Genomic DNA, 19,055 nt, shown 5'->3' on the forward strand with positions numbered 1-19,055 from the left:
ACAAACACACCCAACATGCTCGAGCCGTTTTCAGACGAACATTATATGCGGGAGGCGCTGCGGGAAGCCGAAAAGGCTTTTGACAAGGAAGAAGTGCCAGTGGGGGCGGTGATCGTAGCGCAGAACCGCATCATTGCCCGCGCCCATAATCTCACAGAGCAGCTCAACGATGTGACTGCCCATGCCGAGATGCAGGCGTTCACTGCCGCTGCAGACTTTATCGGAGGGAAGTACCTGAAAGATTGCACGCTTTATGTGACCCTTGAACCTTGTGTGATGTGTGCAGGTGCTTCATTCTGGACACAGATCCCGCGCATCGTGTATGGCGCTGCTGATCCCAAGCGCGGGTTCCAGCAGCTGTCGCAACGGGTCATTCATCCGAAAACCGAGATCAAAGGAGGGGTACTGTCCGCCGAATGTGCCGAGTTACTGATCCGGTTTTTCGAACGAAAGCGCTAGGCTACACCCTTATTTTTTCTCCTGGCTTTTTTCCACCCTTTTGAGTTCGTACAGGTCGGTGCGCCGGTCTTTCATGTTGGTTACGCTACCGTATTGCTGCAGGTGTTTGAGCAGGTCGAGGTCCACATCTGCGATCAGTGTCATTTCCGTGTTCGGTGTTGCCAGTGCCCGTACTCCGTCTGCGGGGAATGCGAAGTCGGAAGGGGTGAATACGCCTGATTCGGCATATTGGATGTCCATGTTGTTCACACGTGGCAGGTTGCCCACGCTGCCAGCGATGGCCACGTAGCACTCGTTTTCAATGGCGCGGGCGGAAGCACAACTTTTCACCCGGGTATACCCGTTCTGGGTGTCGGTGAGAAAGGGAACGAACAGGATCTTCATACCTTCCTGGGCCAGGATGCGGGGCAGTTCCGGGAACTCCACATCGTAGCAAATGAGGATGCCGATCTTCCCGCAATCGGTATCCATCACACGCAAGGTATCACCTCCCTGCATGCCCCAGTAGTTGATTTCGTTCGGGGTGATATGCAGCTTCTGATACTTCTCGTAGGTTCCGTCCCGCCGGCACAGGAAGCCCACGTTGTAGAGTTTCCTGTTTACCAGTTCCGGCATGCTTCCGGTGATGATGTTCACATTGTATGAGATGGCGAATTCCTGGAATTTGTTCCTGATCGGCTCGGTGTAGCCGGCGAGTTTCCGGATGGCTTCCGGCTCGGGCAGGTGGTTGAACTCGGCCATCAGCGGCGCGTTGAACAGTTCGGGGAAGAGTGCGAAATCGGCTTTGTAGCCGGACACCGCATCCACAAAAAATTCCATTTGCTCATAGAGTGCTTCCAGGTCGGGGAAAGAGCGCATCTGCCATTGCACCAAACCGATCCTCACATGGGTCTTCTTCGCATTCAGGGTGCGTTCGGATTTGGTGTAGTAGATGTTGTTCCATTCCAGCAGGGTGGCATACTCCTGCGAGTTTTCGTCGCCCGGCATGTATCCCTTCAGGACTTTCCGCACGTGAAAGTCGTTGCTTAGTTGGAAGGTGAGTACGGGGTCGTAGATCTCCTTGAGCCTTACCTTTTCAATGTATTCCTTGGGTGACAGCTCGGTGGCATACTTTGCATAGTTGGGAATGCGGCCGCCGAACACGATGGAGCGCAGGTTGAGTTGTTCGCACAGATCCTTGCGTGCATCGTACATCCTCCGACCCAAACGCAGTCCGCGGTATTTCGGATCCACAAATACATCGATTCCATACAGGATGTCGCCGTCAGGGTCGTGTGTATCAAACGTGAAGTTGCCGGTGATCTCGCGGTAGGTGTGATCGTCTTCGAAATCCTCATGGTTGATGATGAGGGTAAGGGCGCATCCCACCACTTTGCCGTCTGCAACCGCTGCGAGTTGCCCCTCCGGAAATAGGGTCACCAGCTTTTCGATGTGGTGCGGTTTCCAATACGAGTTCTCCCAGGTGGAATAATATGCACGGATCACACTTTCCAACTGGGCATAGTCATCCACGGTCAGGTTGCGTAATTCTATTTTTTTGATTTCCATTTTCGGTGTTCGTTTCTCGTTTTTTCGAACTGTTAGTTAGAGTTCAACTGACAAGCGCAGGTGTCCGCCCAATCCCTCCCTGATGATACGCATAAGGGTAGACAACCTTATATCCGAAGCATCATTCTCTATTCTGGAAATGTAGTTTTTGGTGGTGCCACATTTGGCTGCCAGTTGTTCTTGCGTGAGACCTTGTTCCTTGCGCAGTTCCTGCAGCATGATGCCCAGTTTGAATGCTTCGAATCCTTCTTCGAATTTTTCCCTTAATGACTGGCCCTTTTTGCCGTATTGCTGATCCAGGTGATCTTCAAAGGTCACTATTTTATTTTTTTTGCCCATCCTTATATAGTTTTTGAAGTTTCAACGCTTTGTCTATTTCTTTTCGGGGCGTCTTTTGTGTTTTCTTCTGAAACCCATTCAAAACAATCACCAGCATTCCCTTGTCAAAGAAGCAGAATATCCGGAAAATATCCGACCCGCTGCTTACCCGGATTTCGTAAAGTTCTGTTCCCTCAATATGCTTGAAGTAATTGGACGGAATTCTTTCCAGATCCCTTACCAATCCCAGCGTCCAGTCAATCCTGGTTCGAACTTTCCTCGTTTGCTTGTTGTAGAAATCCAGGAAGTCATTTCCAAAAAAGACAATCTGACGGTGGCAGTTTACACGCATTTGTAAAGTTACCTAAAAAGGTAACCATGCGCAAGGATCAAATGGAAATTGACGAAACAATGCGTGTCTCGCCGGATGGATATGTTCGTTATTAGAACAATCACATGATCAACGCCCTTCCATTCGTCATTCGTAATTATTTATGCCTTCCTTCCAGCACGCCCACCACATCACCCAAACTTTTGTCTTTGGCGCGCAGCAGCACGATGTAGTGGAACAGCAAGTCGGCTGCTTCTTCCAGGAACAGGTCGTCGTTTCGGTCCATTGCTTCGATCACCAGTTCGGTGGCTTCTTCGCCCACTTTTTGCGCTACCTTGTTGATCCCTTTTTTGAAGAGGGATGCCGTGTATGATTTCTCATCGGGGTGTTCTTTCCGGTTGCGGATCACCTCCTCGAGGTGCGATAGAAAATCAATGCTGCGGTTGGTTTCATTGAAGCATGTATCGGCACCCGTGTGGCACACCGGACCGGTGGGTTCGGCTTTGATGAGTACGGTGTCTTCGTCACAGTCGATGAGGATGTTTTTCACCAGCAGGAAGTTTCCGGATTCTTCGCCCTTGGTCCACAGCCGGTTTTTGGTGCGACTGAAAAACGTCACCTTTTTGTCGGATTGCGTTTTCGCGAATGCTTCTTCGTTCATGAAGCCCACCATCAGCACCCTGCCGGTGCGGTCGTCCTGCACCACGGCGGGAATGAGGCCATTCATTTTCTGAAAGTCTGGTTTCATAAGCGGATGGGGATATGTTGTTTCTTCAGGTACTGTTTGAGTTCCGGGATGCCGATTTCCTTGAAGTGAAAGATACTGGCTGCCAGTCCGGCATCCGCTTTTCCTTCCGAGAAAACATCCACGAAGTGTTCCATTTTGCCGGCGCCACCGGACGCGATCACCGGTATGTGCGTATTTTCCGAAACCCGTCTTGTGATGTCAAGTGCGAATCCGTCTTTGGTGCCGTCGTTGTTCATGGAGGTGAGCAGGATTTCTCCTCCTCCGCGTTGTTCGATCTCTCTCGCCCAGGCAACTGTTTCCAGGTTGGTGGGACGTGTGCCGCCGTGGGTATGCACGATCCATTCGCCGTTCACCAACTTGGTATCGATGGCGACCACGATGCACTGGCTGCCGAATTCTCTTGCCATGGCTGTGATCACGTCGGGCTGGTTTACGGCGGCGGAGTTGATGGTGATCTTATCAGCACCGGCTTGCAGGAGCGCTCCTACATCGACTACGGTTCGAACGCCTCCGCCTACGGTGAAGGGGATGTTGATTTCTTTGGCGATTCTTTTCACCAGGTCAATCAGCGTATTCCTGGCTTCCAGGGTGGCGGTGATGTCGAGGAATGTAAGTTCGTCTGCACCCTGTAGTGCGTAAAGCGCACCGAGCTCCACCGGGTCTCCCGCATCGCGCAGCTGTTCGAAGTTGATGCCCTTGACGGTGCGGCCTTCCTTGATGTCAAGGCAGGGTATGATGCGTTTGGTCAGCATGGTTTGAAGGCGGATAAGATGTTCAACGGTATGCGGCCTTCATAAATGGCTTTGCCTACGATGGCTCCGTGCAGGGGGAGGGCGGCCAGTTCTTCCAGGTCGGAGATGCCGGAAACGCCGCCGCTGGCGATCAGCTTCATGTCGGGATATGTATCCAGCATGCGTTTGTACAGGTCGGTCGACGGGCCTTGCAGCATGCCATCTTTCTGGATGTCGGTGCAGATGACGTAGCGTATGCCTTCTTCCAGGTACGATCCGAGGAAGTCGAACAGGTCGATGCCCGAGTCTTCTTCCCATCCGCTGACGGCGATCTTCCCGTTGTTGGCATCGGCACCGAGGATGATCTTATCGGCTCCATATGTCTTCAACCAGGAAAGGAACAGGGCGTGGTTCTTCACGGCGATGCTGCCTCCGGTGATCATTTGCGCCCCGCATTCGAATGCGATCTGCAGGTCTTTGTCGGATTTGAGTCCGCCGCCGAAATCCACCACCAACCCGGTTTTGGATGCGATGCGTTCCAGTACCTTGTGGTTGATGATGCGTCCGGCTTTTGCTCCGTCCAGGTCCACCAGGTGCAAGCGCTCCAGTCCGGCATCTTCAAAGGCAAGCGCAACTTCAAGCGGATCTTCGTTGTAGATCTTCTTCTGCGAATAATCGCCTTTGGTGAGCCGTACGCATTTGCCTTCGATCAGGTCTATGGCAGGGATGATCTGCATCTTGTTCCGATTAGGTAAGTGAAATAAAGTTTTGCAGGATCTTCGATCCGATGTCGCCGCTTTTCTCCGGGTGGAACTGCGTGGCGAAGAAATTGCTTTTCCTGATGGCCGCGCTGAAAGGCACGATGTAGTCGCATGTGGCGATGGTATCCACGCCTTTTTCCGCGTAATAGCTATGCACGAAATACACAAACTCATTTTCGTTCACGCCGCTGAACAGCGGGCCTTCCAGGTTGAAGATGTTGTTCCATCCCATGTGGGGCACCTTGTCTTCGGGTGGGAATTTTTTCACCTCGAGGTCGAAGATGCCCATGCATGTGGTGTCGTTTTCTTCGCTGTGTTTGCACAGCAGTTGAAGGCCTAGACAGATCCCGAGTACGGGTTGTTTGAGGCTCGCGATTACACGGTCCAGTCCGCGTTCCTGCAAATAATTCATGGCGCTGCTGGCTTCTCCTACGCCGGGAAAAATCACCTTGTCGGCCATGAGCAGATCGGCGGTGTCTTCCGTCAGCTTCCCGGAGATGCCCAGCCGGTCAAGCGCGTGCAACACCGACTGGATGTTCCCCGCATTATATTTTACAATCGCTACTTCCATGTTCTGCCTTGGTTAGAAACTGTCGTTTTTGACGACGTTGTATTGCCCATTGGTGTTTTGCCACTAAGGCGCAAAGACACGAGGTTATGTAATGGTAATTTTCCTGATTTGCTTTTAATCATTGTGCCTTTGTGTCTTTGTGGCATATTTAGCTGCCGCGCATTGTTTCCTTTTAGTTTGTCATTTTCCCGGAAACTTATCATACCTATAAAACACCCTTGGTGCTTGGCAATGCGTTGCCTTGTTTCTTCACCGCCATGCCGATTGCTCTTGCGAGTGCTTTAAAGATCGACTCGATTTTGTGGTGTTCGTTTTGTCCTTCCGCTTTGATGTTCAGGTTGCATCTGGCCGCATCGCTGAATGATTTAAAAAAGTGGAAGAACATTTCGGTGGGCATGTCGCCTACTTTTTCGCGTTTGAATTCCACCTCCCATTCGATCCATGGCCGTCCGCCGAAGTCAATCGCCACCTGTGCAAGGGCGTCATCCATGGGGAGAAGGAAGCCGTAGCGCGCCACGCCTTTCTTATCTCCCAGAGCCTTTACAAAAGCTTCACCCAGGGCCAGGGCGGTGTCTTCGATGGTGTGGTGTTCGTCCACTTCCAGGTCACCCTTCGTGGTGATTTCCAGGTCGCACAGGCTGTGCTTTCCGAGCTGATCCAGCATGTGATCGAAGAAAGAAAGCCCGGTGGTAATTTGCGTTCTGCCGGTGCCGTCTAGGTTCAGGCGGATGTGAATATCGGTTTCTTTTGTTTTGCGTGTGACTTCACCGATCCTACCGTTTTGCGCTGCGATGAAATCGTAGACGGCCTGCCAGTTCCCGGTGCAAAGGCCGGCATCCGGGTGTTGCCTGTCGGCAAGCAGGATGGATTGGCAGCCGAGGTTTTTGGCCAGTTGCACATCGGTGTCGCGGTCGCCGATCACGATACATGCGGCGAGATCATAGGATCCGTCCATGTATTTGCCCATCATGCCGGTGCCCGGTTTTCGCGTGGGTGCATTGTCTTTCGGCAGGGAGCGGTCGATGAGCACGTCATCAAACTCAATTCCTTCGCCTGCGAGGGTTCTGAGCATTTTCTGGTGTGCAGGCCAGAAGGTGTCTTCCGGGAAAGAATCTGTTCCGAGTCCGTCCTGGTTGGTCACCATCACCAGTTCGTAATTGAAGTCCGCAGCGATTTTCGCCAGGGCAGTGATGGCGCCGGGGTAGTATTCCAGTTTCTCAAGCGAATCGATTTGTTCGTCTTCCGGTTCCAAAATGATGGTGCCGTCGCGGTCGATGAAGAGTGCTTTTTTCATGATATCTGACATCAGTTTTTTGACGGGTTGGATGGGTACGATCGGAGTGCTTCCAGCAACGTATTGTTTTCCGACGGCGTACCCACGGTGAGTCGAAGGCATTCGCTGCATCCCGGTTCGGATGCGCGGTTACGCACGATGATCTGTTTGTCCGTCAGGTAGCGGTACAACGCTGCCGCGCCGGTTGTTTTCACCAGGATGAAGTTGGCATCCGAAGGGTATACATGCGTGATGCAGGGGATGGATGGGAGCGCATCCATCAGTCGTTTGCGTTCGGTTCTGATCTCCGCCACCCAGCTGTCTTTTGCCGACTGGTTTTGCAGGGCTTTCCATCCCAATTGTTGGGTGATGGCGTTGATGTTGTAGGGTGGTTTGATCTTGTTCAGCACCTGCACGATTTCACGGGAAGCGAATCCCATTCCCAGTCGCAATGCTGCCATGCCCCATGCCTTGGAAAAGGTTTGCACCACGAATATGTTCGGGTATTCGTTCAGCAGTGAGATGGCTGAAGGTGTTTCTGCAAAGTCGGCATAAGCTTCATCCACTACCACGATGCCGTTGAAGTTTTCGGCGATGCGGCGGGTTGCTTCCAGCGGGATGATGTTACCGGTAGGATTGTTGGGCGAACAGATAAAGACCAGGCGTGTGCTGTCATCAATGGCGGCGAGTACCTTACCGGCATCCAATGAAAAGTCTTCATTCAGCTGCACCTTCTTTACGGGCACGTCGTTCACGGCTGCGTACACGGCATATACGCCGTAAGTGGGTGGAGTGATGAGGATGTGTTGGATCTTCGGCTCGCAAAAGGCGCGGATGAGCAAATCCAGCACTTCGTCGCTGCCGTTGCCCAGAAAGATCTGGTCTTCCTTCACGCCTTTCCATCCGGCAATTTCCTTTTTCAGTTTCCATTGCAACGGATCGGGGTAGCGGTTCATGCTGTCGCCCGCAACAGATCCGAACGGATTTTCATTGGCGTCGAGGAAAATGCCTTCGCTGCCTTTGAACTCATCCCTTGCAGAGGCATAGGGTGTGAGCGCCTTCACATTCGGACGGATGATATCTTCGAGACGGAACATGGTTATTTCTCCAATGATTTCAAGCGGATGGACACGGCATTTTTGTGTGCATCCAGTTGTTCGGCGGCGGCCATTTCTTCGATGGCGGGGCCGAGGTTCTTCAATCCTTCCGGGCGTATTTCCTGGAAGGTGATCTTCTTCACAAAGCTGTCCAATGACACGCCGCTATAGGCACGGGCATAGCCGTTGGTGGGCAGGGTGTGGTTGGTGCCCGAGGCATAGTCGCCTGCCGATTCCGGGGTGAGGTTGCCGAGGAAAACGGAACCGGCATTGACTACCTGTGCGGCTGTTTCTTCGGCGTTGCAGACGGCCAGGATCAGGTGTTCGGGTGCGTAGCGGTTGCTTACCTGCATGGCCTGGGTCAGGTCTTTCACCACGATGGCCACGCTGTTGGCCAGCGCCTTTTCCGCTGTTTCTTTTCTGGGAAGTGCAGCCAGTTGAACATGGATCTGGTCGAGGACGGCTTGCACAATTTTTTCCCCGGTGGTCACCAACACCACCTGGCTGTCGGCGCCATGTTCAGCTTGCGACAACAGGTCGGCTGCCACGAAAGCGGGGTCGGCTTTTTCATCTGCGATCACCAGCACTTCCGAAGGTCCGGCAGGCATATCAATGGCGGTGCCTTGCTGGCTCACCAGCATTTTGGCGGTGGTCACGTATTGATTGCCCGGACCGAAGATCTTGTCGACCCTGGGGACACTTGCCGTGCCGTATGCCATGGCAGCGATGGCCTGGGCGCCTCCGCATTTGAAAATTTTGGTGACGCCCACTTCCTTTGCGGTGTACAATATGGCGGGGTGAACGCTTCCGTCTTTTGACGGCGGAGTGCAAAGGACGCGTTCTTTGCATCCGGCGATGGATGCCGGTATGCCCAGCATCAGGATGGTGGAGAACAAGGGTGCGGATCCGCCCGGGATGTATAACCCCACGCGTTCAATGCCCACGCTTTTTCTCCAGCATGTAACACCCTGGGTGGTTTCCAGTTTTTCTTCGTTGCGTTTCTGTGCAGCGTGAAATTTATGGATGTTGTTTTTTGCCTGGTTGATGGCGGATTTGAGCGACGTGCTCACCTGCTTGCCTGCCTGTTCGATCTCAGCTTCCGAAACCAGTAGGGTTTGCAGCCGGACGCCGTCGAATTTTTCGGTGTAGTCGAACAGGGCGGTGTCGCCGTTTAGCTTCACCGAGGCCAGTACATTGTTCACCGTTTCCGTGAGCTTGCCTGCATCCAGCGCGGGGCGTTGGAGAGCTACGGTGAGGCGGGCATCATCCGGTTGGATCAGTACGTTCATTGTTTACAGGATCATTTTTTCAATCGGTACCACCAGGATGCCTTGGGCACCAGCGCCACGCAGCTGTTCGATGATCTCCCAGAACTTGTCTTCATTCACCACCGAGTGCACGGAGCTCCAGCCTTCTTCGGCGAGTGGCAGAATGGTTGGACTTTTCATCCCCGGCAGGATGTTCAGGATGGTCTCCAATGAATCATTGGGCGCATTCAGCAGGATGTATTTGTTGCTGCTTGCTTTCTGAACGGAGCGGATCCTGAAGAGCAGGGATTCCAGGATAGATCGTGCTTCGTCGGACAGGTCCTTGCGTGCAACCAGCAATGCTTCCGACCGGAAGATCACTTCCGCTTCGCGCAGGCCGTTGCTCATCAGGGTAGATCCTGTGCTGACCAGGTCGCAGATGGCGTCTGCCAGTCCGATGCCCGGAGCGATTTCCACAGAACCACTGATCTCGTGGATTTCAGCTTCCACGTTGTTCTTTTTCAGGAATCCTCCGAGGATGTTGGGATATGAGGTAGCGATCTTTTTGCCCTTGAGGTCGCCGATGCCATTGTAGGCGTCGTTGCGTCCGACTGCAACCGACAACCGGCATTTGCCGAATCCGAGACGCTCGGCGGTATCTACGCTGCTGCCGAGTTCGGCCACCACGTTTTCACCCACGATGCCAGCGTCGGCAACACCGTCTTCTACATAGCCGGGAATATCATCGTCTCTCAGGAACAGGAGTTCGAGCGGGAAATTGGCAGCATCGGCTTTCAGGATTCCGCTGTGGGTATTGATTTTGATGCCGCATTCTTTCAGCAATTTCAAAGAGTCTTCACTCAGTCGGCCTGATTTCTGGATGGCAAGTCGGATCGGTTTCATGTGCAATTGTATTGGCTTGTTCTATTCAAAAAAAAAGGCCTGCTTTTCGAAAGCAGGCCCAAATGTATGGAATTGGATTTTGCAAATCACCTCCTTTCACAAGCGTTGCGCGCTTCTGTGTGCATGATGGTGGTGATGGTTTTGCAAATACATATTCACTGTGTTGAAGTGCAAAGGTAAAGCATGTCGGAATAAACTCCAAGCATCCCGGTCTCGTGCTTTTCTTTTGCGTGATGCATCATGGAAATATACCGCGTTCCTTGTATGCGCGCTCGAGGCGTGTGAGTGCCACGATCAATGCACTGGTGCGCCAGTCGGTTTTGTAAACCTCGGCCATGTTCACGGTTTTTTTGAAGGCGTCTTCGATCTTTTCCTTGATCATTTCCAGCACTTCAGCCTGTTTCCAAACCTGGCTGCGTTTGTTTTGCAACCATTCGAAATAGCTGCCTGTTACACCGCCCGAGTTGCAAAGGATGTCGGGGATGATGTCAACGCCCCTGGCCAGCAGCATTTGTTCTGCACCTGTGTCGGTAGGACCGTTGGCGCCTTCTGCGATCAGTTTTGCCTTGATCGAATCTGCATTGTCAACGGTGATCTGGTTGCCCAGTGCAGCGGGCACCACGATGTCGCATTGCAGTCCGAAGAACTTAGCGTTATCCATGCTTTCGGCATTGGAGAAGCCTTGGATCATGCCGCGGTTGTGTTGGCAATGTTCGAGGAGTGCTTCGGGATCGATGCCGCTCTCATTGTAGATGGTTCCGCTGGCATCCTGTACGGCGATCAGTTTCACGCCCAGTTGCGCCAGGAAGTGTGCCGCCCAGTAACCCACGTTTCCGAATCCCTGGATGATCACGGTTTTTCCATTGAGTTCGAAGTTTTTCAGCTCGGCCCATGCCTCGATGGTTTTCACTACGCCGAAGCCGGTTGAGCGGTCACGACCTTCGAGTCCACCTGAACCCACCGGTTTACCGGTCACAACGTGGAAGTTGTTGAAGCGGTTGGTGGGAGATTTGGTGGCAGCGAAGGTGTCGGAGATCCACGCCATGATTTGCGGGGTGGTATTCACGTCCGGGGCGGGGATGTCGAGATCGGGTCCGATGTTGTCTCCGAGTGCGTAGGTGAAACGGCGGGTGATGCGTTCCAGTTCGCCTTCGGAATATTTGGTTGGGTCGATCTGGATGCCGCCTTTACCTCCGCCGAAGGGGAGGCCCAGCAGGGCTGTTTTCCATGTCATCCAGATGGCCAGTGCACGGGCTGCGTCGGTATCCACGGTGGGGTGGTAACGCAATCCGCCTTTGTAGGGGCCCAGTACGTTGTTGTGCTGCACGCGGTAGCCGGTGAAAACTTCCACCGAACCATTGTCAAGCTTCACAGGAAAGTGCACCAAGATTTCACTGTGTGTGTTTCCCAGGATCTTCCGGATACCGGGATCGAGGCTCATTGTATCGGCCGCGCTGTTAAACTGGCTGATCACGTTGGCATACATGCCCCGCTTTTGTGCCGGTTCGGTTTTCTCTGTCTCGGTCTTCATAATACTTGCTTTGGTGTAGAGTGTTTCAAAAAGGGTTTTTGGAGGGAATAGTCTGGCCGGCCCCGCTTACTACTATCGGGGCGCAGGCAGGAGAGATTCTGCTTTGGGTTGTGGTGGGTTTTGATTCGGCCGGCGAAAAATTCCCATCTTCATTTCAGATCTTCAGTCATTTCGTCTCCAACCAAATCCCATTCATTTGATCGACTTATAGCCGCACGAAATCCGGGCCTTGCTGCAACCTTGTGCAAGGTAAATCATGATAAACTGTTTGGGTACAGGTACCATCTTTCCGGTTTTGATGCGTCAATGTTACTGCAAATTAACGACACTTAATAAAATATTACCGGGATTTTAACAGATTCCTGACCTAAATCATCCGGTTTTCGACGATCTCAAAAAATCAGACGATATTGAAACACGGGAAAGAAGCCCAGCTGGTATTCGAATGCTTCCTGGTGGTTGACGGGGTCATAGTTGAGCAGGAGGATGTTTTGGGTGTTCAGGATATTTTGGATGTCAAACGCCCACTCCTGTGTTACTTTTTTACCATTCAACCTGAAACGCAGGTTCATGTCGGCTCTGAAGTAATCGGGGAAGCGTTTTGTAAACGCCTGGGTGTCGTCGAATACCGCTGCTCCTGCCTGGTAAGATGCTGCCAGATCAAGTGGTGTATAGGGTTTACCGCCGGCACGGGTGATCCTGCCGTCAATGGAAAGCTGGTTGTTCTTGCCGATCCGGAACTCCTTTCCGCCCAGCACATGAAAGACATACCGACCGTCGTATGCGGATGAACGCGTGATGCCATCGCCCGCGGTATAGTCGGATGCAAACAGCGACAAGGTGCCGAGGTAATAGAACCCGTTCCCGAAAAAACGTTCAAGGGTAATTTCAACGCCGTAGTTGTTGCCGGTGCCTGTGCTGGACAAGCTGTCGAGCGGCGGAAGTCCCACGAAATCCGATCCGAGGTTGATTGCTGAAAACGATCCCCGGCCACTTGCTTTCACCGGAATGTCAAATAAGTATTGGTAGTATGCCTCGGTTTTGAGCCGGAGTTTTCGGTTGATGGCAAAATCGTATCCGGCCACCACCTGGTGACTTTTCATGAAACCCAGGTTGCGGTTGGTCCGGATTCGTTTTCCATTGGCAAGCGGCGTTTCATAAAAGTACACTTCATACAGCGGGAGCTGGCTGTGCAGGCCGTATCCGAGGTTCAGCGTTTGTTTCTCGTGGAACTGCCACCGCATGCCGATCCGGGGTTCCAGGGTATGCGTATTGTTGTAGGTGAAGTGTTGGGAATGCACTCCGCCGGTCAGGCTCAATACATCGGTGATGCGGTATCGCCATTGGGCATACAGCTGTCCGACGTATGTGTACCCGCTGAAGGTGCGGAGCGACCGTTGCACACCATGATCAAGGGTGTTTTCGTCGTAGTTGAAGTCGGGCCGGTTGGCAATGAAGCCGGTTTTCAACTGGTGACGTGCGTTGAACTTTTTGTTGAGGGTGTAGTGCATCGACCAGCGCGTTTGGGAGGAATGATCGCTGTACACCTGTGTGTGCGAATGATCGGTTTCGGAAACGGAATCCACCTCGGCCAGGCGGTTGTTGCCTGATGTTGCGATGATGATCCGCTGGAAGGTTTGCTCGTTGAAGTGGTAGGTGTGAACGACGCCTACAGTACCCATTTGTGTGCCGAATACGGCGTCTCGGTTGTTGCGCAATCCCAGCGAGTTTTCATCGGGTTTACGTTCGCTGTTTTTCAGGTCGATGCGGCTGATGCCCCCGATCCCGAATACTTCCAGCTCTCCGGCACGGGCCAGCGGAAAGGTTGTTTTGAAGGATAGGTCCTGGTATCGCGGAATGCCAGCCACGCCGAATTTGATGCCTAACGCTTCGAAGATATCCAGTGTGGAGTACCGATAACTGGCGAGGTAAGAGGCTTTGTGTTCGCTCCTTCGTGAGAACGGTCCTTCGGCCATCAGTTCGGCGCCGTTGAATCCCACCTGGAAAGTGTATTCGCGTTTTTCGGAGTTTCCGCTCCGCATGGTCAGATCAAAAACACCTGCCAATGCATTGCCGTATTCGGCCGGGAAGGCGCCGGTGAAGAAATCGGAGTTGGACAGCAGGTTGTTGTTCAGGATGCTGATCGGGCCGCCGTTGGTGCCTTGCGAAACAAAGTGGTTCGGACTGGGGATGTCGAGTCCTTCAAACCGCCACAGTACCCCGATCGGAGAATTGCCCCGGATGATGATGTCGTTACGTTGGTCGGAGGCGCTGCCTACGCCTGCGAAGTTGGAAGCCATCCGGGCCGGGTCTCCCAACGTACCTGCATACCGGTTGGTCTCTTCCACCGAAAACTGCCGGGCGCTGACGGTGGCCATCTCATTCAATGCAATTTGCTTGTTGCGTTCCGCCTCGATCACCACTTCCTCTCCCTGGATCACCCATTCCTCAAGCTTTACATCCAATACCATCTGCTTTCCGCTGGTAAGCACCATGTTTTGCAGGGTGGCGGTTTTGTACCCGATGTAACTCACCTGGATGCCGACGCGGCCTACGGGGACCTGATCCAGATGAAAATATCCGGCGCTGTCTGCTGTGGTTCCGCGCACGGGATCGCTGTCCAGCAATAGGATGGCTGCACCCGGCAGCGGGGATCGGGTGTCCATATCGGTGACCCTGCCGCGGATGGTTTGGGTGTGATCCTGGGCGAACAGCTGGTGACAAGTCAACAGGCCGACCACTAAAGATAGGGACCATTTATTCATGACGTTGATTCGAAGGTACGAGGCATTTGTCATTTTCCCACGTGTCCTTGATGTCAGCGGGAGACAATACCTGCCCGTTACAGTTCAACCAGTTCCCGTTCCCGTCTTTGGCAAGGATGCGGAAATCTCCTGCGAGGATGCCCCGGATCACCAGCTGTTGAAGCGAATCTTCCGGCGCATTGTGCATCCGGTTGCCAATGAGGATTCCCTGCTCGTTGTTCCACGTGTCCATTTCACCGGCTGCCCGGTCCGGTGTCATGCCTTCTTCGAAATGATGTTTCTTGAAATCTTTTCTGTTGCCACGTTCATGCGCTTTTCCAAGGCTTCGGGCCTTTCGGGTTGAAACCCGGCTCGACAACAGCGCCATCCAGTAGCCATGGCGGAATGCATCCACCTGGCCGCCGGAGATGTCATGATCAAGTACGTCGGATGATGCCATGACATGGGTGGCGGCTTTGGCTTCCTTGGTTAAACGCAAACATTTGCCTGCTGTGAAAGGATGGCGGATGGCCCAGCACCGCTCGGGTCCGCTGATGTGCCAGAACCTGTTCCAGTTGGATTGGGCGCTTGCATCGCGGGGTTGCAGGAAAAACAGGATCAGGCCAAAACCGGCACGTAACAAGTTGCGTTGAATGGCAGTAAATGATACTGCAAGATGTGCCGGTCTGACGGAAGCCATATCGGCGAATTTTGCAATTATATTTGAATATTCGTTAATTTAAACGCTTGTATAGTTGACCCCGGACAATAATTAATTTGTGATGCGATCGAAATGGATAAAGGCGGCATGGTTGCTGGCCTGTGTGGTGGTGTTTTCATCCTGTAATAAGGATGCTGGTTGCCCGGCGTACAAGCATCGGGTCATACCCGTTGAAAAAGGAAGCCCTTTTTCTTTCAGCAAGAAAAAGGGCAAGAAGAAATCAAGTCGCAAACCCAGAGACAAAGGGTTGTTTGGCAACTCAGGTATCAAACGATAAATTCAAACTATGAAAAGCATATTCCCCCTTGCTTTGCTGTTTATCGGATTAACAGCATTTTCACCACTGCATGATGGTCCGCATGAACTGGAAATCGGCGCCGCCGCAAAAGGCACCGATCTGCCGCTGACCACCACGGAAGGAAAATCGGTACACCTGACCGACCTGAAGAAAGGCAACGGTTTGCTCGTGATCTTTTCCTGCAATACCTGTCCGTTCGTGCTGAAATGGGAGAACCGCTATAATGGTCTTGCGAAATTGTCCGGTGAGAAAAACGTCGGCATGGTGGTCGTTAATTCCAACGAGGCGAAACGCGAGGGCGACGATTCCCTGGAAGCGATGAAAACACATGCCGAAAAAGAATCTTACCATTTTCCGTATGTGCTGGATGAAGGTTCAAAACTGGCGGACGCACTGGGTGGAAGCCGCACTCCGCACGTATTCCTGTTCGACAAAGACATGAAACTGGTGTACCGTGGCGCCATCGATGACAATGCGGATGACAAAAACGCCGTGACCCATGCCTGGCTGGATGACGCCATCAACCACCTGGCTGCTGGTGAAAAGATCGACCCCAGCACCACACGCTCACTGGGCTGTACGATCAAGCGTCTGCCGCAGTAGATTCGCTCGATGTATCGTTAATGATTTCCTTTGCCCGGCTCACGGAATGGGCGATGGACTCATACATGCGAACCGCTTGTTGTTCGGCTAAAAATCCGGAAGCTTCCAATTCGCTTACGACAGATTTTTGCACCCCCGAAAGGATCACGATCACCCCGTGTTTCTCAAAATCCCGGATGACTTCACGAAGCCTGTAAATACCGGTTGCGTCGATGAAAGGTACGTGCCGCATGCGCAGAATGAGTACCCTCGGTGGTTGGTTCAGTTTCTTCAGGGTATCCCTGAACTTCTGGGTGGCGCCGAAGTAGAGCGGACCGCGGATCTCAAACAGGGCGATCTCTTTGGGCAGATCCGGAATTTCTTCTTCAAACAGCCGGTTGTCTTCAGCTTCGGTGGTTTCATTGGTGCCCTGTATTTGCACCGAATCATTCAGTCGTTTCATCACCATCATGCCCGATAACGCCATACCTACTTCAATGGCCAGGATCAGGTCAAACAGCACCGTCAGCAGGAAGGTCACCAGCAGGATCAGTATGTCCATGCGATGACTTCTAAGCAGGGATGCGAAGCTGTGCCATTCGCCCATCCGGTAGGCCACCACCACGAGGATGCCGGCGAGACATGAAAGCGGAATGAGCTTGGCATAGGGCGCTAGCAACAGCATAATCAGAAGCAATGTCAGCGCGTGAAAGATGCCCGCGAGAGGGGTTCGTCCGCCGCTCCGGATGTTGGTGGCGGTGCGGGCAATGGCGCCGGTAGCAGGAATGCCGCCGATCAAGGCGGAAAAAATGTTGGCGGTTCCCTGCGCCACAAGTTCGGCATTGGGTCGGTGTCGTCCGCCGATCATGCCGTCGGCCACCACGGCAGATAACAGCGACTCGATGCTGCCCAGCAGCGCTATGGCAATGGCAGGTTGGATCAATGATCGCAGGGTTTGGAAATCAAAGGCGGGCAATTGCATGGGAGGGAAATGCGCGGGAATGTCGCCGAACCGGGACCCGATGGTGTCCACCTGCAGGTGAAAAGCCTGTGCGCCCAAGGTGCAGCAAAGGATGGCCACCAGGCTGCCCGGGATCCTCGGCCACTTCTTCTGAAACAGGATCATGGTGAGGATGGTGAAGAGGGCAAGGCCGGTTGCCGCCGGGTTCAGGGTGTGGAAGTTTTGGAAAAGCGCCGGCCATTTGTCGATGAAATCGGCCGGCATGGATGCGAGCTGAATGCCGAAGAGGTCACGCAGCTGCGAGGTAAAAATCACCACGGCGATTCCGCTGGTGAAGCCTACCACCAGGGGGTAGGGAATATAGGTGAGGAAGTCCCCCAGCCGGAGCCAGCCCATGAGGAGAATAATGAAACCACCCATGAAGGTGGCCAGCGTGAGTCCGTCCACGCCGTATTGATGCACGATCCCCAATACGATTACGATGAAGGCGCCGGTGGGTCCGCCGATCTGCACGCGGCTCCCACCCAATGCGGAAATGATGAAGCCTGCTATGATGGCCGTGATCAAACCTTTCTCAGGAGAAACACCGGAAGCAATGGCAAAGGCGATGGCCAGGGGCAGGGCTACGATGCCAACGATGATACCGGCCACCAGGTCTTTGAAGAACTGTTGACGAGGGATGCCTTCTTTCAGCAGCGTAACCAGCTTGGGTTGAAAAGGAGATGACATGGGTGATGGGGTTGAACAAATGTACCACCCATTTGGTAATGGCCGAACGGTTGGCCGGGCAAGTTGCTGACAGGGGTGTGTCAGTTAGCGAAAGGCCTAGGCCTTCATGCTCCGCTTCTTGGGTTTGGATGTCGCCTTTTTCAGGTGCTTCTGGAACCAGTTGTGTACGGGAACCAGCTCCTGGCTTACAGGTGTCCATGCGATCGGACTGGTATCATCAGCCAGCTCAGCGGCGAGTTTTTTCATGCCCGAGCGTGGGTGGTCAAAACGATATTGGGAACGGTGGATGGCGGCGAACAGGGAGTAGATGACCTGGTCTCTTTCACGGAATTCCACCTTGTCTTTGGTACGCTCCAGGTACTTGCGCATTTGCTCCACCACGGCGGAGGCCTGGTCCTGCAGGCCCATCTCCACCAGGCACATGAAGCTCAACTGGCGCACACCGATGTTCCAGCCGGCCTTGTCGTCCATGATTTCTTTGACGCCTTGGAGAACGGTGAAGGATTCTTGGTAACGTTCCTGGAGGAAGCGAAGGACCGCAAGAAAATAGTCAACCTTACCAGAGTCTTGATATGAAACAGTTTTAAAGTCGTCCTCAAGTAATTCCTTTAAATGCTCTTCTGCTTGATTTATTTTATTCATAAAAACACAAGCAAAAAATTGCTGCATAACCGCTAATTTGAAGTTGGATGATTTAAAATTATCCAAGGCCTCTCTAACTTTTACGGCGTAATCATAGGTTTTTTTATAATCCTTGAGAAATAATGAACAGCTAGACATATATCCATATGTTTTAGCTATTCGAGTGCTACTGCTTATTAGCGGACCGTTTAGAAGTATTCTTAATAGGTCTTTTGCCGTATCCATCGCTGAGTCAATATCTCTTCTTGCCAAATGATAATCATATTCCAGACAACGATAGAAATAATTAAACATTTGAGAGTCTAATCCTTCCCCAAGCTTTCTCAATTTTCGAAGAGATGCTTCTAATAACTTTAGTTCTTCATGGGGAGGTAAATTTCGCTGTGTATATTCAAGGTATACACGACGGTTGTAGGTTTCAAAAGCCAAATCTACAGCTATTGCTGCTCTTAGATAGTGAGCCTTTTTTTGTGCGTATTCTTCAAACTTGCTATGATCATCTTGAGTTAAAAGATTAAATGCCATCAGCGAATATATTCTTGCTAATTCCTCATATAATTCAAATTCTTCGGCTTCTCTTCGAGCTTGATCAAAAAGAAAATCAAGTACCCGTCCACCTTTAGGAGAAGAATAGTAGAGATAGGTTGCAACAAAGTATCTATTTACGCGAATACGTGCCTTGTATTTTTTCATGACATCATCTCTTGTGTGGAGACAAACATCAGAAACTTGTAGTTCTATTAAGCGACGGGTCAGCCAGTGTTTGAGGCTGCGGAAGCGTCCGTCGCGATCATTGCCATACATGGCGTTGCAGTAATCAACATCGGTCCAGTTGTCCCCATGTTCCAGGGCCAGTTCCA

At 52.4% G+C, this 19,055-nt stretch carries 19 protein-coding genes; 3 read left to right on the top strand and 16 right to left on the bottom strand.

Translation table 11 applies throughout. The features are described 5' to 3' along the window. The first annotated feature begins 15 nt into the window (after window positions 1–15). Complete coding sequence (locus H6585_15640; GenBank protein ID MCB9449764.1) at window positions 16–459, top strand: nucleoside deaminase; 444 nt, start codon at window positions 16–18, stop codon at window positions 457–459. Window positions 460–468: 9 nt separating this feature from the next. On the opposite strand, the gene H6585_15645 is transcribed toward H6585_15640, so the two are convergent. The 14 genes from H6585_15645 to H6585_15710 all read right to left on the bottom strand — a co-directional run bounded on the left by H6585_15645 (window position 469) and on the right by H6585_15710 (window position 14,962). Continuing rightward, window positions 469–2,007 (bottom strand): bifunctional GNAT family N-acetyltransferase/carbon-nitrogen hydrolase family protein, encoded by a 1,539-nt coding sequence (locus H6585_15645; protein MCB9449765.1) that lies wholly within the window; start codon window positions 2,005–2,007, stop codon window positions 469–471. A gap of 36 nt (window positions 2,008–2,043) precedes the next feature. Further along, a complete protein-coding gene (locus H6585_15650; GenBank protein MCB9449766.1) occupies window positions 2,044–2,346 on the bottom strand; it encodes a helix-turn-helix transcriptional regulator in 303 nt (100 codons plus the stop codon). Continuing rightward, complete coding sequence (locus H6585_15655; protein MCB9449767.1) at window positions 2,330–2,677, bottom strand: type II toxin-antitoxin system RelE/ParE family toxin; 348 nt, start codon at window positions 2,675–2,677, stop codon at window positions 2,330–2,332. Before H6585_15655 ends, H6585_15650 begins: the two co-directional genes overlap by 17 nt. 136 nt (window positions 2,678–2,813) lie before the next feature. Next, entirely contained in the window at window positions 2,814–3,404 is a 591-nt protein-coding gene (locus H6585_15660) for a bifunctional phosphoribosyl-AMP cyclohydrolase/phosphoribosyl-ATP diphosphatase HisIE (protein ID MCB9449768.1), read from the bottom strand. Beyond that, on the bottom strand, window positions 3,401–4,156 hold the full coding sequence (gene hisF / locus H6585_15665) for an imidazole glycerol phosphate synthase subunit HisF (GenBank protein MCB9449769.1): 756 nt from the start codon (window positions 4,154–4,156) through the stop codon (window positions 3,401–3,403). Before hisF ends, H6585_15660 begins: the two co-directional genes overlap by 4 nt. After that, on the bottom strand, window positions 4,150–4,872 hold the full coding sequence (hisA, locus tag H6585_15670; protein ID MCB9449770.1) for a 1-(5-phosphoribosyl)-5-[(5-phosphoribosylamino)methylideneamino]imidazole-4-carboxamide isomerase: 723 nt from the start codon (window positions 4,870–4,872) through the stop codon (window positions 4,150–4,152). Before hisA ends, hisF begins: the two co-directional genes overlap by 7 nt. A gap of 10 nt (window positions 4,873–4,882) precedes the next feature. Next, window positions 4,883–5,467 carry an imidazole glycerol phosphate synthase subunit HisH gene (gene hisH, locus H6585_15675; protein ID MCB9449771.1) on the bottom strand — a complete coding sequence of 195 codons (585 nt, stop codon included), beginning with the start codon at window positions 5,465–5,467 and terminating at the stop codon, window positions 4,883–4,885. 205 nt (window positions 5,468–5,672) lie between these two features. Continuing rightward, the gene (gene hisB, locus H6585_15680) at window positions 5,673–6,761 is read right to left on the bottom strand and encodes a bifunctional histidinol-phosphatase/imidazoleglycerol-phosphate dehydratase HisB (protein ID MCB9449772.1); all 1,089 of its coding nucleotides are present in this window, start codon (window positions 6,759–6,761) and stop codon (window positions 5,673–5,675) included. A gap of 11 nt (window positions 6,762–6,772) precedes the next feature. Then, window positions 6,773–7,837 carry a histidinol-phosphate transaminase gene (gene hisC, locus H6585_15685; protein MCB9449773.1) on the bottom strand — a complete coding sequence of 355 codons (1,065 nt, stop codon included), beginning with the start codon at window positions 7,835–7,837 and terminating at the stop codon, window positions 6,773–6,775. A 2-nt stretch (window positions 7,838–7,839) separates the two neighbouring features. Then, complete coding sequence (hisD, locus tag H6585_15690; protein MCB9449774.1) at window positions 7,840–9,126, bottom strand: histidinol dehydrogenase; 1,287 nt, start codon at window positions 9,124–9,126, stop codon at window positions 7,840–7,842. Between the two features lie 3 nt (window positions 9,127–9,129). Then, window positions 9,130–9,987 carry an ATP phosphoribosyltransferase gene (locus H6585_15695; GenBank protein ID MCB9449775.1) on the bottom strand — a complete coding sequence of 286 codons (858 nt, stop codon included), beginning with the start codon at window positions 9,985–9,987 and terminating at the stop codon, window positions 9,130–9,132. A 238-nt stretch (window positions 9,988–10,225) separates the two neighbouring features. Next, complete coding sequence (locus H6585_15700; GenBank protein MCB9449776.1) at window positions 10,226–11,518, bottom strand: Glu/Leu/Phe/Val dehydrogenase; 1,293 nt, start codon at window positions 11,516–11,518, stop codon at window positions 10,226–10,228. Between the two features lie 392 nt (window positions 11,519–11,910). After that, window positions 11,911–14,283, bottom strand: a complete 2,373-nt coding sequence (locus tag H6585_15705) for a TonB-dependent receptor (protein ID MCB9449777.1) — start codon at window positions 14,281–14,283, stop codon at window positions 11,911–11,913. Beyond that, window positions 14,276–14,962, bottom strand: coding sequence for a hypothetical protein (locus H6585_15710; protein ID MCB9449778.1), 687 nt, complete (start codon window positions 14,960–14,962; stop codon window positions 14,276–14,278). The genes H6585_15705 and H6585_15710 overlap by 8 nt, the downstream gene beginning before the upstream one ends. A gap of 79 nt (window positions 14,963–15,041) precedes the next feature. Between H6585_15710 and H6585_15715 the strand changes: the two genes are divergently transcribed. After that, a complete protein-coding gene (locus H6585_15715) occupies window positions 15,042–15,260 on the top strand; it encodes a hypothetical protein (protein MCB9449779.1) in 219 nt (72 codons plus the stop codon). A gap of 9 nt (window positions 15,261–15,269) precedes the next feature. Beyond that, the gene (locus H6585_15720) at window positions 15,270–15,884 is read left to right on the top strand and encodes a thioredoxin family protein (protein ID MCB9449780.1); all 615 of its coding nucleotides are present in this window, start codon (window positions 15,270–15,272) and stop codon (window positions 15,882–15,884) included. Here the strand turns inward: H6585_15720 and H6585_15725 are convergent. Together H6585_15725 and H6585_15730 are read right to left on the bottom strand one after the other, a co-directional pair. Next, window positions 15,865–17,553, bottom strand: a complete 1,689-nt coding sequence (locus H6585_15725) for an STAS domain-containing protein (protein MCB9449781.1) — start codon at window positions 17,551–17,553, stop codon at window positions 15,865–15,867. The genes H6585_15720 and H6585_15725 overlap by 20 nt on opposite strands. 96 nt (window positions 17,554–17,649) lie before the next feature. Continuing rightward, window positions 17,650–19,055: hypothetical protein (locus H6585_15730; GenBank protein MCB9449782.1), on the bottom strand; the 1,406-nt coding region annotated here is incomplete at its 5' end.

This window comes from Flavobacteriales bacterium (assembly GCA_020635855.1).
Classification (GTDB): Bacteria; Bacteroidota; Bacteroidia; order JACJYZ01; family JACJYZ01; genus JACJYZ01.